The following is a 25,875-nucleotide window of genomic DNA, read 5'->3' as shown; positions in this document are numbered from 1 at the left end:
TGAATAATTACTCATAATGTCCCCACATGCTAAGTATTTTTATAATTTTTTTATCTTCTAATATTTCATAAACTAATCTATGTTGTAAATTAATTCTTATAGAACGTTTACCAACTAAATTACGATAAAGTTTTTTACTATTTAATGGCATTGAATTTATTGTTAAGGATTTACATAAATTTTCTGCTTTATCGGCTAATTTAGCTGCTTTTAAATTTTGTATATATTCAATTGCTTTTTTTGTGTACAGTATAGTATATATCATTTCCATGCTTCTTCATGACTAATACATTCTTCTAACGGTTCTTTACTAGCTTCGAGAATTCTTTCTACTAAGCCTGGTTTAGAGTACAAATATAAAGTCTCTTGCAACCCCTCGTAATCTTGTTCTGATATGATTACCGCATTATTACGTTTTCCCTTTATATAAATAGGTTCATGAGTTTTATTTGTCTCATCAATAAGAGTGAATAATTTAGCTCGTGCTTGCGAGCTTGTATAAATAGCCACAATATTATCTCTAAAAAAGTTGTATACTCAAGTGTACCATATTATGTACGTAATAGCAATAACTGTTTTGGGTATCAGCTTTATATAGAAAAAAGTATATATAACTCATGATATGGAACTGGCAGAGTAAGGATTGGCCTAACTTTGAATATGATCAGAAACATATATTAGATTTAGAAAAAAATTTTGTTAAAAATAGCGGTATTCTTTTAGGAGCAACTAAATATCTTTCAGAAGCAGATCAAAATAACTTAATTGTTATGCTTGCAAGTGACGAAGCATTGAATAGTTCTGAAATTGAAGGTGAATATCTAAATAGAGCCAATCTTCTATAAAGCGTTACTTTAATATAGCAACGGATAATAGGAAAGCCTCACCTGCAGAAATTGGCATTTCCGAATTGCTAGCCGATATGTATTATTCGTATAAGCAGCCCTTAAGTCATGATTGTTTGTTTAGTTGGCATGAAATATTAACTAACGGTAGAAGAGATTTGGGTGCTATAGGAAAATATCGTACTAACGCAGAGACTATGCAGGTAGTATCGGAAATTACGTAAGTAATTGACGAAGCAAGGAAGAAAAAAAATGCATAGCATTTTTTTATTATTTTTCTGGATTGCCACGCAGCCTATGGCTGCTCGCAATGACGTTTCGTCCTAAAATAAATATTATCAGACTTGTCATTGTCCCTATAAATACTCCTTTCAGGTTAAAATATTTTAGGTATAAAGAATAATATTCCCACGTTAAAAAAGTAGCTGCTCCGCCGAGTGATGATAAAGCCATTGCGGTTTTAGATGTTCTGATACCAAAAAGTGTTGTTATTAACGGTACTAATATTACCGGTCCCCAAAAACCGGTAAAGAACACTACTAAGTCAATTACATTACTAAATTTTAAAGCTACAATTATTGCAAAACTTCCTATTATAACGTTAATAATTCGAGCAATTAATAATAATTTTTGCTGATTTTTTACTTTAAGTATAGGGTTAATTATATCCTTAACGAGAGCTATAGAAGTAACGTTTAAATCAGAATCGGCAGTAGACATAACGGCAGCTAAGAGGCCGCTCATTACTATCCCTTGAATTAAGGTCGGGATGATTTGGTTGATTAAATAAGGTAATACTAAATTTGACGGTTGGTTTGGATAAAGCTTATAAGCAATTAAACCGTTTAAAGTAATGCAAATCAAGAAGAAAAAATATATAGCAGATTTTGCATATATTGCTTTAGTTGTTTGCGTAGGATTTTTATTAATTAAAGCTCTTTGGATAAATGTAGGATATAGATTCATGACGCTAAAGCTTAAAGCTGCTGCAATCGTATAAGAAAGTAGGTTGCTCTGATCAAAATTCGTGCTTGATAAGCTACCGATAAAATCTACAAAATTAACTTTATTTAAACTGATAAAAGTTATGGTTGGTATAGCGATTATCATCGCCAAAAATTGTAGTAAATTAGTAAAAACAATAGATTGTAAACCGCCTATTGTAGTATATATAAGTACTATACTATAACTTAAAATTACCCCATTTACATAATTTATTTCTAAGATATATTGAAAAATATAGCCGCTTACGCTTATTTGAGCAGCCAAAAACCCCACTGAAACAATGACTGAGCTAACACCGCCGATAAAACGACCGATATTACCGTAATATGTACTCATAATGTCGCCGATACTTTCAGCTCCGTAATGTTTGGCAATTAAAGGCACTATATAGATCGCAATTAATATATCTATAGGTATTGTAAGTATAAGAGCGTAAGCATAATATTCATGTCCCAAAAAAGCCTTTTCCATAATGCCGAAAGTGGTAGCTCCTCCGACAGAGCTTGCAAATATCGTAGCTATTAATAACAGCTTACTATTTTTCGCTTTACTTTCGACATTTGCATAGTTCTTAAAACTACTATGTTTAGCTCGGTAATATATACCAATGAGTAGAATAGATATTAGATATATGAATACAATAACATTATCTATAGGTATTTTAAGCATAAATTAGGTTAAGTTTTTAAATGACATTCACTATAGGTTATTATTTTTTAATATACTATAATTAATTTAAACTTCAGATGCAGAACCTAAAATGGTAGTACTATATTTTTCATGAATATCTTTATCAGGATTATATTTATATATATTATCTTGATGCTCTATAAACTTATTTTCTTTTTTACTTAATAGCTCCATTGGCGTATAAGTGTTATCATTATCTTGGTCTAAAGTTTTTTTTACTATTTTTACAATATTCTTGTATTTTTAAAATAGCTAATATAGCAAAAATTACACAACAAATTGTTACTACTCCGTCTTTAGTGAATGATAAAAATGTTGAAGTAATTGAAGAATTACCGGACGGCATGTTTGAATCTTCTTTATCGAACATCATAAACCCGGCAGTATGTATTGTTGGTCCTAAAGCATATGAAGTAAAGTTTCTTAAATTGGCTTCAAAGTTAGCATTAATAATACAATCTTCAGTAGTATTAAAGCCTATAAAAGCCGGTATATTTGAATCTTTTATTATAGAGTTAATAGTATGTTTAGCTTCTTTCGGACATTTTCTCATTAAAATTCTTGCCCAGTTATGAATTCTATAACTTGCGTTGTCTTCACATTCTTCAAAATCTATAAGGGTATTAGTAGTATTATCTTTCATAAATGCATGATAGGGTACGGAAGTAAATAGCTTGTCGCCAATATTAAACAAATAAGGTAAAGGAAAGTTTGGTTGATAACTTCCGAGTGATCTAAGTATCGTGGCTATACATTCAAATTGCGGCATAATTAACCTTTATTTATGTTCAAAACAGAGTAATCATTAATAAAAATTAATAAATCAATATTTTTTGTATATTAAGCTTTAATTGTATGTACAGAATATTTAGATATGTAAGTATCGCAAGTTAATAAGGTTAAACCTTCTACTATTGCTTGGGCTATCAATAGTCTATCAAACGGGTCTTTATGATATAAAGGTAAATTTGCAATATAAGTGCTATGTGCTATAGAAATCGGTAATTTTTGAAATTCATTAGCCTCAATGGCTTTTTCTAGGTCATTTGGAGCTTCTAGTTTTCCTAAAGATTTTTTAATAGTAATCTCCCATGTATTTACACTGCTTACGAAAATTATATTATTAGGATTAGCTATAATTTCTGCTATTTTATGCGGCAAGGTTTTATCATTATTTAGCCACTGCAATAAAATATGTGTATCTAATAGGTATTTCATCTGAGACAATTACTTAAAAAAATCCATAAAATCATCGGGTAAATCATCAAAATCCTCTTTTACAACAACTTTACCTTCCCAATAGCCGGGTTTACGCCGTTGTTTCTTAGGATTATATTGTATAAGTTTGACGGTAGGCTTGCCTGATTTACATATAATTATTTCTTCGCCGTTTGCAGCTAATTTTATTAATTCGGATAAATGAGTTTTTGCATTGTGAATGTTAACTATTTGCATTTTAAACCTTTAATTTTTTAACTGATTTAAACTAGCTTAGTTTAGTTCAGTTTGAAATATATGTCAAGATTTTAAATGTTAAGTTATTAGGGCATTGTAAAATAAAGAATGATATCGTCATTGCGAGCGACTTGCAAGGAGCGTGGCAATCTCAGGATTTTGGCACGAGATTGCTTCGTCAATTGCTATGCAATTTCCTCGCAATGACGGAAGAACCGATCCATGCAACAATGCCAGTTCGTAATGACAATAAAGACACAAGTTAATAATTTAACTCCTACCTGTTAAAAACGCTTGACTACGTTATATTCCTATAATATCCTATAATTTTCCATTAAATCCCAAATTAACCCAAATTATACCAATGAATGTATTTTTATCTAAGTATGTAAATGGTGTTGATAAAAAGAGTAGGGTGTCGGTGCCGGCGAATTACCGTGCGGTACTAGGGAAAGAATTATTTAACGGTGTGATTGCTTATCCGTCGATTAGGAATAATTGTATTGAAGCATGCGGTATTTCGCATATCGAGAAATTAAGGCAGATGATAGAGACGCTTGATCCTTATTCCGAGGAGCGTGATGCCTTTGAGACTATGATATTCGGGGAAGCAGTGCAGCTTTCCTTTGATGGTGAGGGAAGAGTTATATTGCCGCAATCTTTAATGAAGCATGCAGGAATCGAAGAGCAAGCATGTTTTGTAGGTAAAGGGGTGATTTTTGAGATTTGGCAGCCGCAGAATTTTGAGAAATATTTAAATTCCGCTCAAAAAATTGCTCATGAAAAGCGTTTAACTCTAAGGAATGCTCATTAATGATACAATCTCATGTGTCTGTAATGCTAAATGAAATGTTAGAGGCCTTAAGCCCAAAAGACGGTGAGTCTTATTTAGATTGTACGTTTGGAGCAGGAGGATATAGCAAAGCAATATTAGAAAGCTGTGACTGTTATATCACAGCTTTGGATCGTGATCCGAATGTGATTAAAAGAGCCGAAGAAATTAAGCAAAATTACGGTGAGAGGTTTGATTTTATAGAAACGAATTTTGCGGATAGCTTTACAAAACTTAAGAAAAAAAAATTTGATGGGATAGTGCTGGATTTAGGCGTTTCATCAATGCAGTTAGATATAGCAGATAGAGGATTTTCGTTTTTGCATGACGGACCGCTTGATATGCGTATGAGTGGGCAGGGACTTAATGCCGAGGAGTTTGTAAATACGGCAGAGGAAAAAGAGCTAGCTGACGTAATTTACAAATACGGAGATGAGAGCTTTTCACGAAGAATTGCTAGGAGAATCGTAGAATATAGAAAAACGGTGAGAATTGATAGCACGGACAGGTTAGCCGAGATTGTTAGAAGTAGTATAGGATTTAGAAAAGGCAAAATTGATCCTGCCACTAAAACCTTTCAAGCTATTAGGATTTATATAAACGATGAGTTTGGGGAGTTAGAGCGGTTTTTAGCGAATGTAAAAAATATATTAAAGAAAGACGGACGTTTAGTTGTGGTGTCTTTTCACTCTTTAGAAGACAGGATAGTTAAGAATTTCTTTAAAGAAAATTCGGAAAAGCCGGTAGCAAGGTCAAAATATGCTAAAGACGATATGGCAATTGATCCAGATAAATGGCTTAAGATTATTACTAACAAAGCTCTAGCACCGTCAGATAAAGAAGTAGGGCTAAATATTAGAGCGAGATCGGCAAAACTTCGAGCAGCAAAAGCGATACATGAGTAATTAATTATGAGTATAAGAAAGTTTCACTATTTAACATTATTGATAACAATTATAGCAATATGTAGTTTGTTCAGCATAAAGGAGCGAGTCTCAACTCTTGATTATCAATTAAGTAGTGTTGTAAAACAGATAAATAGTGAGAATAATAATATTCATATTTTAAAAGCAGAGCAAGCTTATCTACTTTTGCCGGCTAGATTGGAAAAACTTGCGGCAGCTTATTTAAAATTAGAAACAGTTAAATCTTATCAAATGATAAAAGATCCGTTAGGGCCAAATATCGATCAAAATATTAAATTTAATCATAATATTAGTATTTCAAAGAGTAGTAAATGGCGTTACAAAAGAATTACGAATAATAAGTATATACAGACTGTTTCGAGTAGGACGAAGCCTTAAACGTCATTGCGAGCGGACATTGTTGCGTGGACCGGTAAAACCCACTGGTCACCTCGTGGCTTGACCACGGGGTCTATAAAAACAATAAAAAATACTAATAATTTTAGTATTTTTAACTGGATCCCGTGGTCAAGCCACGGGATGACAGAGGTGAAATTGATCCACGCAACAATGCCTCCTCTCATGACGGGATCGCTACCCACTTAAAACACCATAAATAACATATGAAACAAATTTTGGAAAAATGGAAACCTGCAATTAAAAGTCTGATAATTTGGAATGTTTGTAGTAAAAATACAAAAATCCGATTATTAATAGTTATTTGTGGCTTTTCTTTTCTTTTTTGTACTTTATCTTACCGGTTAATAATCGTTGCTACAAATGTTTACGATAAAAACCAAAATTCTTTTAAAAAAAATCATCAATTTAGAAAAGAAATAGTTGATCGGAACGGTAATTTATTAGCCGTTAACCTACCTTCAGCATCATTATTTGCTAATCCACAAATAGTACTTGATCCTGAAGCTTCCGTAAAAAAGCTAGCAGAAATTCTACCTGATATTAATAAGGCTAAATTACTTGCAGAACTTAAGTCAAATAAAAGCTTTATATGGGTAAAAAGAGATTTATTACCTAGTCAGCAAGAAAAGATAACTAGCCTTGGGTTACTTGGTTTTGAATTTGAAGAAGAGCAGAAACGAATTTATACATTTTCTAATTTATTGTCGCATGTTGTCGGTTATGTAGGTAGAGATTCGGTAGGGCTTAGTGGCTTAGAACTCGCTTACGATAAATATTTAACTAATTCCGATTATGAATTAAACGAACCAAAGAATCGGAAAGAACCACTTCAATTATCTATTGATATCAGATTACAAAGTATTTTAAGTGAAGAGATTGATAAAACTTTAAAGCAATTTAAGGCTATAGGAGCAGTAGGTATTATTGCTGATCCAAATAACGGCGAGATTTTAGCATTAGTAAATAAGCCTGATTTCGATCCTCATCATCCGAGTTTAGCAAAACCGGAAGAGTTGTTTAATATAGCAAGTCTCGGCATTTACGAAATGGGTTCGGTATTTAAGGCATTAACTATGGCAGTCGGTTTTGATACCGGTGCAATAAATATGAATGATGCTTATGATATAAGCTATATGAAAGTAGGAGGATTCCAGCTTAAGGATTATACGCCAAGGCAAGGGTGGCATAGTGTACCTGAGATTTTTCTATATTCTTCAAATATTGGCACAAGTCAAATTATGCTTGAAATCGGTAAAAGCAATTTTAAAAAATATCTAAAAAAATTAGGTTTATTAGATCAGTTACAAATAGAATTACCTGAACGAGGTACTCCGTTATTTCCTTCCGAGAAAAGATGGAATGAGTTAACTAGTGTTACTATGTCGTACGGCTACGGCATTTCGATTAGTCCTTTGCATTTTGTTAGAGCAATGTTACCGGTTGTTAATGGCGGTACTTTATATGATCTTACTTTATTAAAAAGAAAGGATGAAAAAGTAATAGGTACAAAAGTTTTTAGTGAAAATACCTCTACCCAAATGAAGAAATTATTTAGATCGGTAGTAAAAGAAGGTAACGGTAAAAGAGCAGAGGTCAAAGGCTATCTTATCGGTGGTAAGACCGGTACGGCAGAAAAACTTTCACAAGGTGCAGGGGGTAAAAAGAAATATCTAAAAAATAGTAGAGCTTCATCGTTTTTAGGAGTGCTACCTGCATCTAACCCGCAATATGTTATTTTTATTAGATTTGATGAACCAAAGCCCACTAAAGAAAGCTTTGGCTTTGCAACGGCGAGCTGGACTGCTGCCCCTACTGCCGGTAGAGTGTTTGAACGTATGATATCTTTATATGGTTTAGAGCCGATAGAACAAAGTGAAGAGGAAAGTTAAAAATTAAAAATATTACTTACCGTAGCTTGACCACGGTATCCGGAAAACAATAAAAAATACTAAAATCATTAGTATTTTTAACTGGATTCCCGCCTACGCGGGAATGACATAAAACGGTCTGTACAACAAAGCCTAATTTTCCTCGCAATGACAAGTATATAAGCTAAAAAGGAGGTTTTTATGTCAAAAAATAAAAATATAACAGATAAACCTAATATACCTATCCCACGGCTTAAGTCTTTTGATCCTACGATAACAAGAAATAATATTATATTAAAACAAGCCATTTTTCTCCACCACAAGTATGTAATCCTAGTTGTTGTGAGTTATTGTAGAGTCCATATTCATTTTTTAAAACTGTACAAAATAGAAAATTAATTTATATTTTGTATACGGTTGATATGGTTATTGGGTGGATACCAAATCGGTATTGTTGCATGTATCAATTTCACCTCTGTCATCCCGTGGCTTGACCACGGTATCCAGTTAAAAATACTAAAATTATTAGTATTTTTTATTGTTTTTATGGACCCCGTGGTCAAGCGAACTGGTGACACAGTGGGTTTTACCGGTCCACGCAACAATCTCATGAAATAATAACAAACTCCTGAGATTGCTTCGTCAATTACTTTGTAAGTTCCTCGCAATGACGAAAAAACTGATCCATATAACAACTACAAACAAAACACATAACAAAAAACTATTTATGTTAAAGATAAAACAGGAAATATATAAAAATAGCTTACAAATAATATTGAAATTGCTGTTTGCTTTATTATGTTTTTTTATAATATTATTTCCGTTGGTGAGTTATAAAATAAATATTCAAAGCAGAATTTTTCCAGCGATGGAAATTATATTTATTTATTATTTTATGTCGTTATATTCCTTAAATATTTTTAGCATATTTTTCCTCGGTCTATTGATAGATCAAGTAAGCGGTATGCCTATCGGTACAAATTCGTTAGTTTTTTTGTCGGCATATATAATATATAAACTCTCTTCAAAATTTTTTATAGCTAAAAACTATTTGATAAATTTTGTTGTTTTTTGTGTTTATTGTTTATTTATATTGAATTTTAAATATTTACTAGTAACAATCAAGAAGCTAGAAGCAGACGGATATTTAATAATTTTCTTTCAATTTTTAACAACTATATTTTCTTATAATATAATTCGTCTTATACTTGACTCTCCTATGAATTACTTTAAAAAAGTATGCTAAATAAAAAAATACTACATGGTGAGTTAATTTCACGAAGGGCCTTTATAATCGGATTAGGTAAACTCGGATTTTTATCACTGCTTGGAATAAGAATGTTTTATTTACAGCTTATTAAAAGTGAAGAATATAAGACTTTATCAGATAAGAATCGTATTAATTTTGTTGTACTTCCTCCTAGTAGAGGAAGAATTTACGATTTAGACGGCAATATTTTAGCTACTAATAAACCATGTTATCAGCTAGTAATAGATAGGAGCATTAATAATAATTATAGGGACGAATTAGAAATAATTAGTAATATTTTAAATTTATCTCCGGAAAAATATAATTATATTAAGCAAAAAATTAAAAAATCTAGTCGCCACACTCCTTTAATAATACTTGATCAGCTTGATTGGCAGCAAGTATCGATGATTGAAGAACAAAAGCATAAACTGGCTTCGATATTTATTGATATAGGATATTTAAGGTTTTATCCTTTTTCAAGCACTACTTCTCATTTAATCGGTTATCTCGGTCAGATAAATGAGCAAGAGAAGCAAGAGTTAAATATACATAGTTTAAGTGATTTTAATATCGGTAAATCCGGTATTGAAAAATATTACGATAACAAGTTACGAGGAGAATTCGGTTATAAAAAAATTGAAGTAAATGCTTACGGTAAGCAGGTAAGAGAAATAGCAGGAACCCCTACTAAATCAGGCGAAGATATGCATTTAAATATCGATGCGTTTCTTCAGAAAAATATACAGCAATATTTAAATCCTAAAGGTTCTTCGGCAATAGTTATGGATACTAGAACTGGAAACATACTAATTTGTGCTTCCACACCGGGTTTTGAATCAAATAATTTCAGTAAATTATCGGAAAATTATTGGCAAAGTTTAATGAGCGATCCTTATAAGCCTTTAATTAATAAGGTAATACAAAGCTCGTATCCCCCAGGTTCGGTTTTTAAAATAATTACCGTACTTGCAGCCCTTGAAGTAGGCATTAATCCTAATAAAACCGTTTTTTGTGACGGTAGCTCTGCTCTTGGTACTAATAACTTTAGATGTTGGAATCATAGCGGACACGGGACGGTAGATATGATGTCTGCTTTAAAGCATTCTTGTAATATTTATATGTATGAATTAGCAAGAATAGTAGGTCCAGATAAAATTCTTGAAGTTGCAAGAGAATTTGGCCTCGGCTCAAAAACCGGTATTGATTTAGCTCCTGAAAGTAGCGGGTTTGTACCGTCAAAAGAGTGGAAAAAGAAAAAATTAAAGCTTCCTTGGTCAATAGGGGATAGTTTTAATCTAGCAATCGGACAGGGATTTCTAGGGGTGACACCAATGCAGCTTGCAAGGTTTATTACGGCTATTGCAAGTAACGGCAAGCTATATACTCCTAGAATATTAAAAAATGATCCGGAATTTTATAATGTCAATATTAAGCCCGAAAATATCAAAATAATACAAGAAAGCTTGTATAATACCGTTAATGTTGCGGGAGGTACGGCGTATTATAATAGAATTTTAGGCGAAAATAGGCAGCTCGCCGGTAAAACTGGTACTTCCCAAGTACAAGGTAAATTAAATGCTAAAGATGATTTAAGCCGTGATTCTATAGCTTGGGAAAGACGTAATCATGCCTTGTTCTTAGGCTTTGCTCCTTATCACGATCCTCGTTATTCCGTCACCGTCTTTGTTGATCATGGCGGAGGGGGTAGTAAAGCCGCCGCTCCAATAGCTAGAAAAATCATGTCGGATGTGCTGGATAAGTATTTATAGCTTTTTTCAGTATTATGTGTCGTGATGTGTTATCAATTAAATATAGGTCAAAAGATGGCAAGACTTAATTTAAGTATTCCGGACGAACTAAATAATAGTTTAGCATGGTCAGCAAAAAACTTAGACAGATCAAAAGGGTAATATAGTACGTAAAGCAATTGAATATTATCTACAGGAAATGCAAGAAGATATGGAAGACGCTAAAATTGCTTTACAAAGAGTTAACGCCCCTGATTTTAGAACTTATACTACTGATGAAGTTAGGGAATGACATAAACAAGCTATACAATAACGCCTTTAGTCGCTCGCAAGGCATTGTTGCGTGGACCGGTAAAACCCACTGTGTCACCCCGTGGCTTGACCACGGGGTCTATAAAAACAATAAAAAATACTAATAATTATGTAATTATATCTTAACTCATATTAAAAAATACTTTATTTTATTTAGTAGTTTGTGTTATTAATAACTAGGCTCTGTGAAGGAAAATTAAATTAGTCTATTTTTGCTATTTTTTGCTGTAAATCATAAGATTTTTTTGAAATAGGAACAACTATCCTCTCAAGAATCTTATTAATTTTCTTCACAAAACCTAGGAATTATTATAGAGGTATATATGTCTAAGAAAAAGCAGGACGATCAAATAATAAAAGAATTAGAAGAAAGACTAGCAAAACTTAAAGGCACTCCTCCAACACTTGAAGAATTAGAAGAAAGGTTTGCAAAGCTCCAAGATAGACCTTATATCCCCACAAAAAAATCCGGTAATGAAGTAGACGATCTAATTGAGCAGATGCAATCTGAGCTTAAACTAGAACAAAAAAGTAAAAGCCTCAATGATCAAAAAGACCAAGCAATACGTGATAGGCTAGATAAATTAAGAGAAGACAGCCCTATAACGCAAAAAAAGACACCTATAGATCTTTCTTTTAATGATACTAAATCAATAATTACCGATACTATAGATGCTCAGGCAGATATAGCTAGTTTATATGCTAATCGATCTACCGAGCTAGAAGAGAAAAAAGCATTACTTCATTTAGCTAATAATATAACTGAAGCTAGAGATATTATTAGGGATATACCCCCTATATCTAAAGAACATGAGCCTAAAATATTAGATGTTATCGCTAGTGGGTTAGGTAAAATTTATGAAGGAATAAAGAAAATAGCTTCGCCTGCAGTTAATATTATAAAAGAAATAGGTAGTAGTCTTGTTAATTCGATTAAATCACTTCCTCAAAAATCTTCCAAACAACAAATAAAAGAATCTAAAATAAAATTAAAGAAGTTATATAAAACATATGTTGATTTGAAAGGAGTAAAGCCAAAGATAAAAGAAGAGTTTCTTAAAAAACATTATGAGCGAATTGATCAACTACAAACTCCTAAGGAAATATTTGTAGAAACTGCCAAAATTACTAAATCTATAAGGATAGCCGGAAAACAAAAGATAAATAATCTTAAACAACAACAAATTATCAATAGAATGAAGAAGCAAAGTCCTACTGCTTTTATAAATAATAATTCATTTACACCCTCTAATACACCTACTAATAAAGGAAAATCTTCAAAGAGCAACCAAAGGTAAATTCTATGTCATTCCTGCGGGGTATTGTTTGTGTGGATCAAAAAATGGATTCGGTGTCATACTGTGGCTTGACCACGGTATCCAAAAACAATAAAAAATACTAAAATTATTAGTATTTTTAACTGGATTCCGCGATCAAGTCGCGGAATGACAGCGGTGGAATTGATCCATGCGGGAATGACATACTGAATGTTCGTATAGGGATCAAGGTATTTAAAGATTATCCACCCCTTTCATTCCGCTTGTCTTAGCTTTATCAAATGAAGTATCTTTAATTGTTGCTTCGGTAAAATCGGCATTTGTTAGGTCAGAGTTACTAAAGCCCGCCTGATCAATTTTAGCTGATTTAAATATGCTATCTGTTAATATTGAGTTTGAGAAATCTGTTTTAGTAAGTATTGCAGAAGAAAAATTAGCTTTTTTTAGAATAGAGTTTTTTATTACCGTATTTGTTAAATTAGTATTTTTAAAGATATTATTTGAAAAATCTACTCCATTAAATACTAAACTACTTAAGTCAAGATTTGTTAAATTTATATTTGTTAAGTTAGTTATTTTTTGCAAATCTTTTACCGAACTTATTACTATATTATTTGGTGGAGTTTTACTCGAATTATCACTATTTAAAATAATATTATTAGAAACGTTAGTATTAATAAAACCGGAATATGCTTGGTAGTTAATATTATTTATTTGTGAATTAGAAAGGACGGAGTTAATAACCGTAGTATTTGTTAGATTAGAATTTATTAGAGCTACTTGGTTTAAATTACCTAAAGTAATTTTAATATCTGAAAAATTTACGTTTTGTATTAAAGATTTAGAAAAATTTACATTATTAAATTGCCCGTTAGTTATATTTGAGTTTATTATTTCACTGCTGTTTAAGTCAGTATTAATCACTATAAATTGTTTAAAATCATTATTGCTAAAAATAATATTAGTATAACTAATATTATCTAAAGTAATATTTGAGCCTTTAGTTTTATTAATTCTTACAAAATTAGCATTACTATTTTTTATTGATAAATTATTAAATTTATTATCGTTTAGACTCATATTATTTAATATAGCATTATCGATTTTAAAATGATTTAAAACTGAACTACTAATTGTGCTATTTTGTAAATCACATTTAGTAAGGCTAATATTTTGTAATGTTGAATCTTGAAAGGAAGCGTATGAAAAGAAAGAGTTATTACTTTGTACGTTATTAAAGTTTACTTCATTAAAAATACTTTGTGTGAAGTTGGAATCCTTAATTATTACTGCTGTTAATTTAGTTTGACTTAGGTCGCTAGATTCAAAATAATTATTAGTAAAATTGGTATTATTTATTACACTTTTTTCTAAGTCCGTACCGTAAAATATTGAATTTGTTATATTAGTATTTTTAAAGCTATTATTCTTTAGGTTAGCTTTTTGAAAATTAACACCGTCGATAGTATTATTGCTCCATAATACATGACTAAATTTAGAATTTTCAAAGTTGACATTTATTATAGTAGTTTTATTAAAAGCAGTATCACTAAAATTTGATTGAACGAAATTTGTATTTTGTAATGTTATATTGTTAAAAATTGAACCTTGAAAGTCGGAATTATATCCGGAAATATTTTTTATTACCGAATCTGCAAAATTACTTTCTTGAATTATAGCATTTGTAAGTATAGCTTTTTCTAAATTACTACCTGCAAAATCAGCACGTAATATTTCGCAGGAAGTTAAATCTATTCCTGATAAATCTTCATTTATTAGCTTTACTCCTATTAATTTTACTCCTTTTAAATTTGAACCGAACTTCTCTTTAAGGTTCACTTTAAGGTTTTTAGAATTTTGCGATATTATATAATTTTGAATTACCGTGCTTTGGCTATCTGTAAGTAATCCATTTGCATCACGAGTAGATTCGGAACAGCTGCTTAATAACAAATAAATAGTAATTATCGATACGACTTTAAGCATTTGCTTCCTCATATTCTTCTTCATTTATTCTATTTGTAGGAGGTATATGTAAGCTTAATAATTTTAATTTACGATGCAAAGCCGATCTTTCCATACCGACAAATGAAGATGTTTTTGAAATATTATTATTAAAACGACTCATTTGTGCCGATAGATATTGACGTTCAAAAACTTCCCTAGCTTCTCTAAGCGGCATAGATAACATATCAAAGCTATCTTCAAGTTTTGTGAGATTAGCACTATTGGCTAATATTTCCGAAGGTATCATATAAGGTTTGATAATGTCATTATTGCCTGTAGTTAACGGATTCATAATTAAAGTCCATTCAACAACGTTACGTAATTGTCTAATATTGCCTGGCCATTCATAGGATTGAAGAGCTGCAATAGTTTCATCTGCAAAGCTACGCTCTTTTAAACCTGAAAATTTTGAAAGTTGCTTAACAAAATATTTAACGAGTAGCGGTATGTCTTCTTTCCTTTCATATAATGAAGGTACTTTTAGAGAGGATACATTAAGACGATAATATAGATCTTCTAGGAATTTGCCGTTATTAACTTCATCTTGGATATTTTTAGAAGTGCCGGTAATAATTTTTATATCAACTTTAATATTTTTTCCGCAAGGTTTTGTAATAGTTTGATCTTTAAGGAATTTTAATAATTTTACCTGGATAGGAATAGGAACATTACTGACCTCATCTATATATAAAGTACCGTTATTGGCGAATTCTAAGATAGTAGGGCGTTTATTATTTTCCTGCTTTTCCGATTCGCCGAATAATTCTTGATTAATTTTTTCTGTAGTCATACAGGTAGGGCTGAAAATAATGAACGGATTATTAACCCTTTTAGATTGTTTATGAATTAACCTTGCGGCAAGTTCTTTACCGCTACCGACTTTACCGTGAATCATTATACGACTGCTAGAGCTAGCTGCCTTTTCTATTTCCATTTTATATTTTAAAGTTACCGAACAGCCGCCTACTAATTCAGTTTTATCTATAACCTTTGATTTTAAATCTATATTTTCACGTTTTAATTTCGTTACTTCACAAGCTCTTTTAAGTAAAATAACTAATTTATCATTATTAAACGGTTTTTCTATATAATCGTAAGCCCCCATTTTTATAGCATTTACCGCTGTTTCTATAGTGCCATGACCGCTAATAATTATTACCGGCATTAAAGGATAGCGTTTTTTAATTATCTCTAAAATCCCAAGCCCATCAATTTCGCTTCCTTGAAGCCAAATATCAAGTATAACTGCAGAGACCGGTTTTTCGGAAAGTATTTTAAGGGCTTGAGTACTATTAGCGGCAACCTTAGGGTTAAAACCTTCATCTTTCAAATTTGCAGCAATGAGATTTCGTATACTCTCTTCATCGTCTACTATTAAAACATCTAGTTGTGACATTACAATTTACCTTAAAAATATTAATCAAAACCTAAATATATACGTATATACGTTAATGCCGAATGTAAAAGAAAGCAACATTTTTTTATAACATTTTTGTCACAATAGCTATTTATAGTGTAAAGGTTGGCTAAGATTACATAATATTAAAATTATTTAAGGAATTTTAATTAATTTTATTTGCAGTTTGTAGTGTTATAAATGATTATATATAATGAGTGGTGTGTTGATACCGAAATCGTCATTGCGAGCGACCATAGGGAGCGTTGCAATCCAGAAAAATCATTTTACTGGATTGCTTCGTCAAAACTTACAGTTTTTCCTCGTAATGACGGAAAAACCGATTTAAAAAATTATGCTTAACATCTTTTTAATTATTATTTCATTATTTATTTGCTTAATAACCTACCTATTTATCAGAAAAACGGATATTTTTACAAATTTATTGATTTTAAATAGCTTCACGACTTTAGCGAGTTTATTTATTTGCTGTTTAGGTTTATACTCAGGAAATAGTTCATATTTAGATATAGCAATTATTTATTTTCTTTTAAGCTTTATAGCCACAAACGGTTATTTAAAATATTTCATAAATGAATCGAATGAAAACAAAGCAGATTGATACGATAATCTTAGGATGTGGTTTGAGCGGCATGCTAACGGCACTTTCTTTTGCACAAAAGGGTATAAAAACTACTATATTCGAGAGTAAATCGGTAAAAAGCCTGGAGTTTTTTAAAGATATAAGAACTACTGCTTTAACGCCGCATTCTAAAAATTTCTTATTCTCTATTGATATATGGGAAGAGCTTAAGAAGTTTGTGGCAGAAATGCAAGACGTATATGTAGTAGATAATAAGGCTTCAGAGATATTAGACTTACGAAATGATGATGCTGTACTTGGATATGTGGTTAAGAATAGCGATTTTAAAAAAATATTATTGTCAAAAGTAACTAATAATCCGTTGATAACCTTAATTGATAATAATGAATATCAAGAAGTTATAAGTCATAGTGATTATTCAATTATAAAATTTGATGATAAACAAATTAAATGTAATTTATTAATTATATGTGACGGAGTAAATTCAAAAGTAAGATCTCATTATTTCGCTAATGAAATTGAAAAACCTTATCAAACAGCTCTTACATTTAATATTAAGCATGAAAAGCCGCATGAAAATTGTGCTATGGAGCATTTTTTGCCGCTTGGTCCTTTTGCTTTGTTACCTTTAAAAGATCAATATAGCTCTTCCGTAATATGGTCAACTTCTGCTAGTCAAGCTGCTTTAATTGTTAATTTGCCTATAGAAGAAGTCAGGTTTTTAACTCAAAGAAATGCCGGTAATTCCTTAGGTAAAATTACTATTGATAGCGAGATTAGTAGCTTCCCGTTAAAAGCCCGTATAGCAAATAGATATTTTCATAACCGTATAGTTCTTATTGCAGATACTGCCCACACAGTACATCCGCTCGCCGGACAAGGGCTTAATCAAGGTATAAAAGATATAGAGACTTTGAGCATAATCGTTAGTAATAATGGTACATTACAAGAATATCAAAAGCTAAGGCAAGACGATAATTTTATTATGTATAAGTTGACTGATGAGTTAAATAATATTTTCTCAAATTATTCCAAAAATTTAAGATGTATAAGACAAATAGGGTTTAAGGCGATAAGTAATTTTAAACCTATAAAAAACTTGATTACTAGCTATGCGATGGGAAGACGATAAGATGTTAGTTTTTGTTGTCATACAGTGGCTTGACCACGGTATCCAGTAAAAACATCAAAGAATACACGTTATAAGTTGTTTTTCTAGATACCGTGGTCAAGCCACTGTATGACATAGGAGTGTTAATACCTAAAAAAGTTAGAGAGCATTCATGAGTAAAGAAAATTTAAGCAGTAACTATTAATACTCCTGAAGAAGGAATAAAAAATGCAGCAGAAGATAATAAGCTTAAATCTTCAATAAATACCCCTGAAAGAGTAGAGCCTTTAGAAGCAGCACAAACAAAAGCTTCTGAGCCTCCATAGGAACGGCAATCGCAAAATAAGCCAGCAGGAAAAAGAACGCTGAAAGAGGATACGGCACTTTACGGTGCTAGAGTTGCTCGTGCCGGAATTGCTGTAGGTGGGGTAGCTGTAGAAGTAGTAAAGGGAGTTAGTAAAGTTGCCATTACCCATAATCTTACTCATATAGCAGACGGAGTAGTTAATGTCGGAGAAAAAGTAGCAAAAGCTTATGATCCGGTTGATAAACTTCAGCAAGGTGCAAAAATTAAAGAAAAAGGTCCCCCAAGTCCCGGTTTAGCCGATAAGGCATTAAATAAAATCAGGACACTACCCGGTGGTGAAACTGCAGTAAATGTTCTAGAGAAAACATATAAAACATTAGGTAGTAAAGCAGTAAGACGTGCGGTTAGAATTGACGGCGTTGCAGTATCGTTAGTCCTTAATCCCACTCCCGTCGGGGTTAGGCTTGCTGCACTTTCTTTATCAGCCGTTGCTTACAATGTTGGAAAAGAAACTTTAGAAGTAAAAGAAGATAAGCGTTTAGATAGAAAGAAAAAAACTTTAGAAAATATTAAAGCTAATTATGTGAAGTAAGCAGAGTTAGTAGTTACTACTCAAATAGATAAAGCAAAAGATAGCCCTGAACTTAAAAATTTCTTGGATACTCAATTACCTAAAATTTACCAAGAAAAAGTTGAACCTGAAAAATTAAATACAACTAGAACTAAAGAGATTTTAAAAGCAATACGAGTACTCCTTAGAGACGGTATCTTTAGTAGCACAAGCAAGCTCTGTAGGCGGTATTATAGGTGGTTTGGTAGCAGGTGCTATTGGAGGAGGAGCTAATGTAATAGGTGAAGGAGATGCTAATTTAGTGCGTATGGAGTGACACAAAGATAAAATAAATCAAATAAATAGTTTAAAAACATCAATAGGAAATTATGAAAATAAGAAAGACTTGCTTAAAAAAGAAAGGCAAGCAAAAATAGATACCAAAGCATTAGAAGAGTTTGTACAGCCTAATAATATTGAAAATTTTAAAGGTTTAACTCAAGAAGAAATACAGCATATATTTAATGAAAATAAAAAAGAGGTAGCAGATCGTCAAGAATTTGCTCCTCCGCCTGAAAAAACTAATTTTGAGAAAGTTAAATCGGTAGTAAAAGCAGGAGTCGGCTATTTTGTTGAATCGCAATTTGGGGTTTGGGGATTTAAAAGAAATATACGGTAAAAAGGAAGAAACATCTCAATCTTTTATAACTCCAAATGTTAGCAATAAAGTAAAACCTGAGCAAAACAAAGCTCATGAGCAAGCACAACATATGCAAGAGAATTTGTCACACGGCAAGGGGGTTCGTTATGGTGCTAGCTCACCATCATCACAATCAACACCGAATGCTTCTAAACACCATGAATCTTCAAGAGGATTTTAATTGTTAATAAAGACTTATAATTATCTTATAGATTATATCTTGCCGCAGAGATGTTTAAGCTGTTCGGAGATACTAGGGGGAGTGGTGAATTTTGTAGCGATTGTTGGAAGAAGCTAGAGTTTATAGCAAGACCCTATTGCAGTATATGTGGACAAAGATTTAGTATAGAAATCTTAGATAACTGCATTTGTGGAAATTGTTATAGCAACAAACCTAATTATGAGCTTGCTCGCAGCTTATTTAAGTTTAATGAGCATAGCAAAAAAATAGTTCATCAGTTTAAATATCAAGATAAGACGATATTTACTAAGCTTTTATATAATAGTATACATGGTGGTACCACTACCCAATTAAAGGCATTTCATCATTGGAAGTGGAACCACCAACTGCAACTAAAAAAGTTACAGTTTATTAAATTATATTACTTTTTATTTAGATTGCATTTGAGAATATTTAATTTATGTGTTAACTTATATAAATATCTTATGATTTATTTTAAAAATAAATACTCATCTAGCTTAGCTTCCTAGTAAAGTATAAAGTCAGAATAAATTATTATTTTTGTTGTCAGATTATGATTTAATTATAATTGTAATGGCAATAACATTTATAGTTATGTTTGGCTTATTAGTGCTTAATATGGAGTCTTATTATGAAAGATCAATTTACGTTGCTAATTAGAACATATTTTCCATTCACTGCAAAATTAAAAATTTCCTACAATTCTCAAACCATATCTAACTTAATTACTTAAATATAATTAGAAGAGATTATCAGTATAATCTCATAAAAATAAAATATAAGTTGAAAAAATGTTAAAAATTTATTAATGATTCTAAAATAGAAATACAGAATTAGAAAAATATTATTAATTTAAAACAAGAGTTTAATATGAGAGAAGCGGCACAAGAGTTAAAGAAAAGAGAAAATTTAAAACGTCCTATAGAAAAAACAACTACATCCCTCGATAATATTAATAAAGAAGAGTCTAATAAAAGACAAAAAATTGACCTCAGTCGAAATGATTTATTGTTGCAGAAAATTAAGAATAATGATCCTGAAATTGTTCGTGTGGAACTACCTTATGAAGAAGATAGTAGTTTTTTATCAATTGTAATTAAAACTTTAGAGAAAAATACTGTAGTAAAAAAATTGATTTATATGGCAGCAACCTTAGTAATGATGATATAAAAAATCTAAGCAAAATTGTAAGGTTAAATAAAATATCACATTTAAACCTGAATTCTACTTCTTTAGATAGTGAAAAAATAAAAATTCTTATCGATGCTTTAGCAGATAATACCTCCCTTGAATATTTATCTTTAAATTCTATTTCGCTGAAAATAGAGGATTTAAGAATATTAATAGATGCTATTAAAAACCACCCTAATTTAAGTTCTTTAGCATTAGGTAGTAGTGAAGTAGGAAATAAAGGAGCAGCAATTATTAGTGAGTTGTTTCATTCAAAACTACCGTTAAAATCCTTAGATATAGGACAAATTAATATTACTGCCGAAGGGATAGACTTTATCGCAAATAATATTAGCAGTGCAAAATTAATGTCATAAAATTACTTCATGCTTTAATGGTTAATCAATATATTAAAGAATTAATATTAAATGAAACAAGAATCTCCGAAAAAAGTGCAGAAGTAATTGGAAGCTTTTTAACCTCAACCCCCATTGATACTTTAGATTTAAAAAAAATAACTTAGGGGATGAAATATATAGCATCTGCTTTAAAATTAAATCCATGGTTAAAAACTCTAAATCTTAATAACAATAATTTAACCCATAATAATATAAAAGAACTTACTACTGCATTAATCGAAAATAAAGCGTTAGAAACTTTACTAATAAGCAATAATATTGAAATAGGAGATCTAGGTTTTGAAGCAATAGCGAACATGCTACAAAAAAACAATTCTCTAAAAAAATTAGCTCTTATGAATATTAAATTAGGAGATCTAGGAGCCGCCTATCGTGCTACAGTATTTCTTTATCATAAAGATCACCTACAACAAAGGAATTAGATCTAAGAGATAATAACATAACCAATTTGGGTGCGGAAAGCTTAAAAAGCATTCCAGGTAACATGACGATTTTAGTAGACGGTAATGATATTGATAATTCAATATTTGAGGAAAGCGTTGAGGTTTTAGGAGAAAATAATTAAAATTATAAAATAATATTTATATGGCAAATCTAACAAATGCACAGAAAGAAAGGTTAACAGTAGAGTTTGTTAAATATGTAGATAGCCAGACAGTAGAGGATATCATAAGAGATAAAAAATCGAGAGAGGCTTTATTAAAAAGTATTATATTAAACGAATCTATATCTGCCTTAAAAATCCTTACTGAACACCATAAGAAAATACACAAAAATAATAGTGAAGCACTTGATGAAAGTTTTGAAAAATTAGCAGTTCTAGCGGTTTTGGCAGGTAAAACAGAAAAGATTATTCCAAAAGAACTTGTTCCTTATATGGCATTTCATGTTGGATTTGCTGAAGAGAATCCTACCCACGGACTATTAAATGACAACAACAACTCAAATCTGCAGAATTTTGCATATGCTTTTCGTACTCGACTTAACTCAAAGATTATAAAAGAAAATGATACTCCTTTACAAAATAGACGCTTTGATGCCTTAGGTAGGTTAATTCAATATAATAGCCAATGTAGTGCCATATGTTTTGACGGTAAGCAAATTTTAGTAGCTTTCAATGAATTACATAATTCTAGTGTTAACACAAAGAAAGTTGAACAAATTGAGACACATACCACAAAAGTTTTTAAATATTTACAAGATTATGCTACTTACACAGCTTTACCTAAAGAAGAGCAAAAAAATTTTCTACAACAACAAAATCTATCTACTCAACGAAAAGAGCCACTTCTAGATGCTGCACAATTATAAAAATAATAGTGACCATAAGGATATATTACCACGCATTTTGCAAGAGCTAGAAAAATATCCGAATAATAATCAAGAGGTTCAACAAAAAGTCTGTAATGTAACCAGTGCAAGTCCAGAAGTAGTTAAGGTAGTAGCTAGAGCTAGAAGAGATTTGATGAAATTAGAAGATGAATTAAACCCTGATACTATTGATGCAAGTAAAAAATTTGCCCCTTCAATTATTGAAGCTATAAAACAACCATATAAAATTGTATTAGATGGTCCACTTAGCGATAAAGCTCATGCTGAAATGAGAATAATACAGTATATAAAAGAACAACTTCAAGATCGTGATAATCAATTAAGTGAAGAAATATACATAGGATTGTCTAAACTTTGTTGTATTAGTTGTGATTTAGTTATAAATAAAGAAACGAAAAATGTAGATTTTCATTTTACTGATAAGAATAAACAAAAACACTTAATACCGCTTAATATTACTACTAGAGGAGGAAATGGAGTAGGATATGAATGGGCTTTAATAGATGCTATAAGAAAAAATCCTGACTGGTTAGAAGATTTTCTAGGTAAAACAGCATATGAAAAATATAACGCTTTATCAGAATAGGAGAAGAAAATAGCAATTAACAGTATAGTAAGATATATAGGAAAAGGGGAATTAAAGATTAAGGACACCCCACTTAAAATAAACCCGAAGAAAGCATAGAAAAGATAAAGAAAATGAACCTTTGAAAAAACAGAGACAAAAGAAATTGACTGCTGACACTTCTTCTAGTGAAGGCAGATAATTGCTGCTACAGTTTATGGCTCCACCTTTCCTGCAGTACAAATACAGCCTATCATTTCTACAATACAATCAAATGTACCTACTACACTTGATGCAGCATTAGAGGAAATAAAAAAATTGCAAGCTGAAAAAAACGATGCAGTGAAGCAACTTAAAAATCAAAACTTAGCTTTTGAAAAAACAAAAGCAGACCTTGTTTATGCACAAGAAAATACCATAAAAATCTTTCAGCAGATGGGTTATACCGGGAGCTATTAAGACATCCTGATGTATCGGTAGAATTTCTTCAACTTCTTATTTCAGAAAAACAACAGTTAAATAAGAAAAAGAATGACACACCTGATCTACAAAATGATCCTAATCCAGAAGATAAAAAAATGCTTATAATCAAAGAATTAGTAAGCCAAATAGTCTTTCTTATCTTTATCAACATCCTGATTTAAAAGCAATTGCTTCTCAACTGATCGATACAACGAAAGTAAATTTTAAAGTTTTTGTTGAGGATCAAAATCTAAACATAAAAAATATTGAAATAATGTATAAAAATATTATTGACCCTGCAAGAGTAATAAACTTTATCAATCACTTTAAAGAATACAAATTTTCATCTCGTGAAGAATCAGATAAAGCTAGACAAAATGAGTTTGCTGAAAAGTATGTCATAGGTACATATAACGAATTACTTAATCAGGAGTTAAAAAATATTGTAAAATCATATATTCATCAGAGGCATCAATCAGAACTTAAATCAATTAATAATTTATTGAATAAGACACTGCAATCTCTTCCAACTCTAGAAATTGCAGGATGTGAAATATTGGATTATAACTCTGCATTTTCAATTGTTAATCATAATGAACCTAAGTTATATTTAGAAATCAGTAATATACAACAAGAAACGGAGAAGTATAAATATGAATATTGTATATCTATTCCTAAGAATTATGCAGAAACTGCAGAAAAATTTCTACAGAATTCTAATTTTAACCTAGAAAAAAAGAAGATATTACTGGAGGAGGACGTTATACAGTTACTTCTAATGAAATTGAGAAAATACCTAATTGGTCTGAGGAAGATTTTAAGGAGGTTAAGAAAGCTTTTGAAAATGATAACTTAAAAAATAAGATAATTAATGATATGCTACCGACAGCACTCTATGTTGATTCCAATTCTCTAGGAGAAATAAAAGAAATAATTAACACCGAAGAAAAGAAAAAAGAGCAGTTAAAAGCCGATACAAAACTTAGCCAAGATATGGCGACCCCTAGTGATAATATATTTAATCAGGATACACAAATTTTACCACAAAAACTTTCAACTTCATCACATAATAGTAGTAACAGTGAGGAGGAACTAGTCATAAGTCACAGAAATTGGGTAGATAGTAAGAACTCAAATATATATGATAACATTATGGCAGCTCCTTCAGAAACTCTAAGTCCTACTTCTTCTCGCTTTCGATCACTTGGCAGCAGAATTCAATCATCATTATTACAATCACCTCAAGACACCCCAAGCTCTATGCTACTATATTTTTTGATCGCCTAAATTACTGTAACTAAAATCCAGTTTTTCTAAATGCAGACTTGTTTTTAGAGCCTTAGCAATAACCTTTATACCCTTATCGCTTAGTTGGTTACCTGAAAAATTAACAGTAGTAGTGGTTTTAATGCTTTTTAATTTATCAGCTATTAGCTCTGCTAATTCATCACTTATTTCTTGATAACAAATATTAAGAGAAGCAGGATTGCAGAAAATTTGTTCTTCATATTTCTTTTCTGCATTTGTTTTATTTTTCTTGACTGCATAAATCATTGCCCTCGGCATTTAAGCTTTCTGCTTTTTTCTACTATAGTTTTACTTCTTTGCAAATATCCGTTAATTGTGTCCAACGTTGCCTTATTTATATAACCCAAAAAATACCTATGCTGTTATACCTAAGATTAAGCTCTGTAATAGTAGAATTATCTTTTAGCATTAAGGCTAATTCCTTTACTCCTTGCTTGCCTATTTTGTTCCATCTAAGATCAAGCGACGTTAAAGAGTTATTAACTTTTAAGCTTGCCGTTAAGTCTCTTGCTCTAGCCTCGCCTATGTCGTTATAAGAAAGATTAAGCGTTGTATCACCCTTTCTTAAACTATTTGCTTGTCTAGTAAATCCTCTTTTTTCTAGAAATTCTATTAATTCTTTCATATCTCTACCCTTATTAAATTCTATAAATTTTAGTATTTTGTTAAAAATGAGCTTATAGACAGAATCATAATAAAGGGCTTTAAGAAAGCAATAGAAATTTAACTAAAAGTATGAATAAATAAATTAGGATTAATTTAAGGGATTTATGAGTATATAGAGGATTAGAGGAAATAATAAGAGGTGTTAATAAATGATAATAATTATAATCTATAATGTTGCCAATGTGTCGCTAAACCTTGCAGCTTAACACCGCCTTTAGTACGCATCCATCTTAATAGCTCATCGACAGCTGCTAAATATTCAACTCGGTTAAGCTTCTGCCACAAGGTTGATGCTTGGAATTTTCCCCCTCCACAGTTAAAGATAAATGAGATTAAGGAGGCTTGTTGGTTAATTAAATTATTAATATTTCTTTTTATAAGGTGATAAATTTACTATTTAGAAGAAAGAGAAAAGCTACTTAGTTTAGAGATTTGGTGAAAGACACTTAATATTTCAGTTAAACGGC

At 31.1% G+C, this 25,875-nt stretch carries 36 protein-coding genes and 4 pseudogenes; 25 read left to right on the top strand and 15 right to left on the bottom strand.

Going from position 1 to position 25,875, the window contains the following annotated elements:
* Positions 1-7: 7 nt before the first annotated feature.
* Both MB29_RS01610 and MB29_RS01605 read right to left on the bottom strand, forming a co-directional pair.
* The gene (locus MB29_RS01610; RefSeq protein ID WP_032138817.1) at positions 8-265 is read right to left on the bottom strand and encodes a type II toxin-antitoxin system RelE/ParE family toxin; all 258 of its coding nucleotides are present in this window, start codon (positions 263-265) and stop codon (positions 8-10) included.
* Positions 262-510 (bottom strand): type II toxin-antitoxin system Phd/YefM family antitoxin, encoded by a 249-nt coding sequence (locus MB29_RS01605; RefSeq protein WP_023508289.1) that lies wholly within the window; start codon positions 508-510, stop codon positions 262-264. The genes MB29_RS01610 and MB29_RS01605 overlap by 4 nt, the downstream gene beginning before the upstream one ends.
* 107 nt (positions 511-617) lie before the next feature.
* Between MB29_RS01605 and MB29_RS12380 the strand changes: the two genes are divergently transcribed.
* Positions 618-845, top strand: coding sequence for a DUF4172 domain-containing protein (locus MB29_RS12380; protein WP_233418844.1), 228 nt, complete (start codon positions 618-620; stop codon positions 843-845).
* 270 nt (positions 846-1,115) lie between these two features.
* Here the strand turns inward: MB29_RS12380 and MB29_RS01595 are convergent, their stop codons facing one another.
* The 5 genes from MB29_RS01595 to MB29_RS01580 form a co-directional block, all read right to left on the bottom strand.
* Complete coding sequence (locus MB29_RS01595; protein ID WP_032138781.1) at positions 1,116-2,519, bottom strand: sodium:solute symporter family protein; 1,404 nt, start codon at positions 2,517-2,519, stop codon at positions 1,116-1,118.
* Positions 2,520-2,585: 66 nt separating this feature from the next.
* Positions 2,586-2,714 carry a hypothetical protein gene (locus MB29_RS13345; RefSeq protein ID WP_267881713.1) on the bottom strand — a complete coding sequence of 43 codons (129 nt, stop codon included), beginning with the start codon at positions 2,712-2,714 and terminating at the stop codon, positions 2,586-2,588.
* 19 nt (positions 2,715-2,733) lie between these two features.
* The gene (locus MB29_RS01590) at positions 2,734-3,309 is read right to left on the bottom strand and encodes a hypothetical protein (protein WP_032138780.1); all 576 of its coding nucleotides are present in this window, start codon (positions 3,307-3,309) and stop codon (positions 2,734-2,736) included.
* Positions 3,310-3,380: 71 nt separating this feature from the next.
* Positions 3,381-3,758: a type II toxin-antitoxin system VapC family toxin gene (locus MB29_RS01585; protein ID WP_023508284.1), complete on the bottom strand. Its 378-nt coding sequence runs from the start codon at positions 3,756-3,758 to the stop codon at positions 3,381-3,383.
* Between the two features lie 9 nt (positions 3,759-3,767).
* Entirely contained in the window at positions 3,768-3,995 is a 228-nt protein-coding gene (locus MB29_RS01580; protein WP_023508283.1) for a type II toxin-antitoxin system Phd/YefM family antitoxin, read from the bottom strand.
* Between the two features lie 364 nt (positions 3,996-4,359).
* On the opposite strand from MB29_RS01580, the gene mraZ reads away from it, so the two are divergent.
* The 5 genes and pseudogenes from mraZ to MB29_RS01555 all read left to right on the top strand — a co-directional run bounded on the left by mraZ (position 4,360) and on the right by MB29_RS01555 (position 8,041).
* A complete protein-coding gene (gene mraZ / locus MB29_RS01575) occupies positions 4,360-4,809 on the top strand; it encodes a division/cell wall cluster transcriptional repressor MraZ (protein ID WP_008580119.1) in 450 nt (149 codons plus the stop codon).
* Positions 4,809-5,732 (top strand): 16S rRNA (cytosine(1402)-N(4))-methyltransferase RsmH, encoded by a 924-nt coding sequence (gene rsmH / locus MB29_RS01570; protein WP_032138779.1) that lies wholly within the window; start codon positions 4,809-4,811, stop codon positions 5,730-5,732. Before mraZ ends, rsmH begins: the two co-directional genes overlap by 1 nt.
* 6 nt (positions 5,733-5,738) lie before the next feature.
* Positions 5,739-6,131 (top strand): cell division protein FtsL, encoded by a 393-nt coding sequence (ftsL, locus tag MB29_RS01565; protein ID WP_008580117.1) that lies wholly within the window; start codon positions 5,739-5,741, stop codon positions 6,129-6,131.
* A gap of 10 nt (positions 6,132-6,141) precedes the next feature.
* A pseudogene (locus MB29_RS11235) lies at positions 6,142-6,308 on the top strand (tRNA lysidine(34) synthetase TilS); the annotation flags it as partial.
* Between the two features lie 47 nt (positions 6,309-6,355).
* A complete protein-coding gene (locus MB29_RS01555) occupies positions 6,356-8,041 on the top strand; it encodes a peptidoglycan D,D-transpeptidase FtsI family protein (RefSeq protein WP_032138778.1) in 1,686 nt (561 codons plus the stop codon).
* Between the two features lie 77 nt (positions 8,042-8,118).
* Here the strand turns inward: MB29_RS01555 and MB29_RS11230 are convergent, their stop codons facing one another.
* Both MB29_RS11230 and MB29_RS11225 read right to left on the bottom strand, forming a co-directional pair.
* Positions 8,119-8,328, bottom strand: coding sequence for a hypothetical protein (locus tag MB29_RS11230; protein WP_215426158.1), 210 nt, complete (start codon positions 8,326-8,328; stop codon positions 8,119-8,121).
* A gap of 87 nt (positions 8,329-8,415) precedes the next feature.
* A complete protein-coding gene (locus MB29_RS11225; protein WP_233418843.1) occupies positions 8,416-8,715 on the bottom strand; it encodes a hypothetical protein in 300 nt (99 codons plus the stop codon).
* Between the two features lie 32 nt (positions 8,716-8,747).
* Between MB29_RS11225 and MB29_RS01550 the strand changes: the two genes are divergently transcribed.
* The 4 genes from MB29_RS01550 (at position 8,748) to MB29_RS01540 (ending at position 12,630) form a co-directional block, all read left to right on the top strand.
* On the top strand, positions 8,748-9,266 hold the full coding sequence (locus MB29_RS01550) for a hypothetical protein (RefSeq protein ID WP_032138777.1): 519 nt from the start codon (positions 8,748-8,750) through the stop codon (positions 9,264-9,266).
* Positions 9,260-11,041, top strand: a complete 1,782-nt coding sequence (mrdA, locus tag MB29_RS01545; RefSeq protein ID WP_032138776.1) for a penicillin-binding protein 2 — start codon at positions 9,260-9,262, stop codon at positions 11,039-11,041. The genes MB29_RS01550 and mrdA overlap by 7 nt, the downstream gene beginning before the upstream one ends.
* Before the next feature lie 315 nt (positions 11,042-11,356).
* Positions 11,357-11,458, top strand: coding sequence for a proline/betaine transporter (locus MB29_RS09660; RefSeq protein ID WP_215426157.1), 102 nt, complete (start codon positions 11,357-11,359; stop codon positions 11,456-11,458).
* Between the two features lie 197 nt (positions 11,459-11,655).
* Positions 11,656-12,630, top strand: a complete 975-nt coding sequence (locus MB29_RS01540; RefSeq protein WP_032138775.1) for a hypothetical protein — start codon at positions 11,656-11,658, stop codon at positions 12,628-12,630.
* Positions 12,631-12,843: 213 nt separating this feature from the next.
* Here the strand turns inward: MB29_RS01540 and MB29_RS01535 are convergent, their stop codons facing one another.
* Positions 12,844-14,595 carry a pentapeptide repeat-containing protein gene (locus MB29_RS01535; protein ID WP_032138774.1) on the bottom strand — a complete coding sequence of 584 codons (1,752 nt, stop codon included), beginning with the start codon at positions 14,593-14,595 and terminating at the stop codon, positions 12,844-12,846.
* Positions 14,588-16,012 (bottom strand): sigma-54-dependent transcriptional regulator, encoded by a 1,425-nt coding sequence (locus tag MB29_RS01530; protein ID WP_032138773.1) that lies wholly within the window; start codon positions 16,010-16,012, stop codon positions 14,588-14,590. The genes MB29_RS01535 and MB29_RS01530 overlap by 8 nt, the downstream gene beginning before the upstream one ends.
* A 201-nt stretch (positions 16,013-16,213) precedes the next feature.
* Between MB29_RS01530 and MB29_RS11220 the strand changes: the two genes are divergently transcribed.
* Genes MB29_RS11220 through ubiH form a run of 3 tightly spaced genes read left to right on the top strand, consistent with a single transcriptional unit; the run spans position 16,214 to position 17,748 of the window.
* Positions 16,214-16,375, top strand: coding sequence for a hypothetical protein (locus tag MB29_RS11220; RefSeq protein ID WP_215426156.1), 162 nt, complete (start codon positions 16,214-16,216; stop codon positions 16,373-16,375).
* The gene (locus tag MB29_RS01525) at positions 16,368-16,634 is read left to right on the top strand and encodes a monovalent cation/H+ antiporter complex subunit F (protein WP_008580390.1); all 267 of its coding nucleotides are present in this window, start codon (positions 16,368-16,370) and stop codon (positions 16,632-16,634) included. Before MB29_RS11220 ends, MB29_RS01525 begins: the two co-directional genes overlap by 8 nt.
* The gene (gene ubiH, locus MB29_RS01520; RefSeq protein ID WP_032138772.1) at positions 16,606-17,748 is read left to right on the top strand and encodes a 2-octaprenyl-6-methoxyphenyl hydroxylase; all 1,143 of its coding nucleotides are present in this window, start codon (positions 16,606-16,608) and stop codon (positions 17,746-17,748) included. Before MB29_RS01525 ends, ubiH begins: the two co-directional genes overlap by 29 nt.
* A 4-nt stretch (positions 17,749-17,752) precedes the next feature.
* On the opposite strand, the gene MB29_RS09650 is transcribed toward ubiH, so the two are convergent.
* The gene (locus tag MB29_RS09650; protein WP_084686713.1) at positions 17,753-17,863 is read right to left on the bottom strand and encodes a palindromic element RPE4 domain-containing protein; all 111 of its coding nucleotides are present in this window, start codon (positions 17,861-17,863) and stop codon (positions 17,753-17,755) included.
* A 36-nt stretch (positions 17,864-17,899) separates the two neighbouring features.
* On the opposite strand from MB29_RS09650, the pseudogene MB29_RS09645 reads away from it, so the two are divergent.
* From MB29_RS09645 to MB29_RS01475, 12 genes and pseudogenes are all read left to right on the top strand, one after another.
* Positions 17,900-18,096 (top strand): annotated as a pseudogene (locus MB29_RS09645) (hypothetical protein).
* Between the two features lie 200 nt (positions 18,097-18,296).
* Positions 18,297-18,626, top strand: a complete 330-nt coding sequence (locus tag MB29_RS13630; protein ID WP_324607268.1) for a hypothetical protein — start codon at positions 18,297-18,299, stop codon at positions 18,624-18,626.
* Between the two features lie 364 nt (positions 18,627-18,990).
* Positions 18,991-19,263 (top strand): hypothetical protein, encoded by a 273-nt coding sequence (locus tag MB29_RS12375; RefSeq protein ID WP_233418842.1) that lies wholly within the window; start codon positions 18,991-18,993, stop codon positions 19,261-19,263.
* Entirely contained in the window at positions 19,229-19,465 is a 237-nt protein-coding gene (locus MB29_RS12370) for a hypothetical protein (protein ID WP_233418841.1), read from the top strand. Before MB29_RS12375 ends, MB29_RS12370 begins: the two co-directional genes overlap by 35 nt.
* 50 nt (positions 19,466-19,515) lie before the next feature.
* A complete protein-coding gene (locus tag MB29_RS12365) occupies positions 19,516-19,995 on the top strand; it encodes a double zinc ribbon domain-containing protein (protein ID WP_233418840.1) in 480 nt (159 codons plus the stop codon).
* A 442-nt stretch (positions 19,996-20,437) separates the two neighbouring features.
* Positions 20,438-21,179 (top strand): annotated as a pseudogene (locus MB29_RS08020) (leucine-rich repeat domain-containing protein).
* A 3-nt stretch (positions 21,180-21,182) separates the two neighbouring features.
* Positions 21,183-21,497: a hypothetical protein gene (locus MB29_RS14010; protein ID WP_215426155.1), complete on the top strand. Its 315-nt coding sequence runs from the start codon at positions 21,183-21,185 to the stop codon at positions 21,495-21,497.
* A gap of 163 nt (positions 21,498-21,660) precedes the next feature.
* Positions 21,661-22,386 (top strand): hypothetical protein, encoded by a 726-nt coding sequence (locus MB29_RS12360; protein ID WP_233418839.1) that lies wholly within the window; start codon positions 21,661-21,663, stop codon positions 22,384-22,386.
* Positions 22,370-23,174: pseudogene (locus tag MB29_RS13620) on the top strand (hypothetical protein). Before MB29_RS12360 ends, MB29_RS13620 begins: the two are co-directional and overlap by 17 nt.
* A 116-nt stretch (positions 23,175-23,290) precedes the next feature.
* Positions 23,291-23,431: a hypothetical protein gene (locus MB29_RS11205; protein ID WP_215426154.1), complete on the top strand. Its 141-nt coding sequence runs from the start codon at positions 23,291-23,293 to the stop codon at positions 23,429-23,431.
* A gap of 277 nt (positions 23,432-23,708) precedes the next feature.
* A complete protein-coding gene (locus MB29_RS01480; protein ID WP_032138770.1) occupies positions 23,709-24,290 on the top strand; it encodes a hypothetical protein in 582 nt (193 codons plus the stop codon).
* A gap of 20 nt (positions 24,291-24,310) precedes the next feature.
* Entirely contained in the window at positions 24,311-24,721 is a 411-nt protein-coding gene (locus MB29_RS01475; RefSeq protein WP_032138769.1) for a hypothetical protein, read from the top strand.
* Here the strand turns inward: MB29_RS01475 and MB29_RS09015 are convergent.
* From MB29_RS09015 to MB29_RS01465, 3 genes are all read right to left on the bottom strand, one after another.
* Entirely contained in the window at positions 24,701-24,988 is a 288-nt protein-coding gene (locus tag MB29_RS09015) for a hypothetical protein (protein WP_215426153.1), read from the bottom strand. The two genes, MB29_RS01475 and MB29_RS09015, sit on opposite strands and share 21 nt — an antisense overlap.
* 88 nt (positions 24,989-25,076) lie before the next feature.
* A complete protein-coding gene (locus MB29_RS09010) occupies positions 25,077-25,367 on the bottom strand; it encodes a hypothetical protein (protein ID WP_051965277.1) in 291 nt (96 codons plus the stop codon).
* Positions 25,368-25,567: 200 nt separating this feature from the next.
* Positions 25,568-25,732, bottom strand: coding sequence for a glycoside hydrolase family protein (locus MB29_RS01465; RefSeq protein ID WP_233418853.1), 165 nt, complete (start codon positions 25,730-25,732; stop codon positions 25,568-25,570).
* Positions 25,733-25,875 lie beyond the last annotated feature (143 nt).

The sequence above is a fragment of the Rickettsia tamurae genome (genome assembly GCF_000751075.1).
In the GTDB taxonomy this organism is placed as follows: domain Bacteria; phylum Pseudomonadota; class Alphaproteobacteria; order Rickettsiales; family Rickettsiaceae; genus Rickettsia; species Rickettsia tamurae.
Note: the sequence above shows the minus strand (reverse complement) of the source record. Positions and strands in the feature narration are given on the sequence as shown.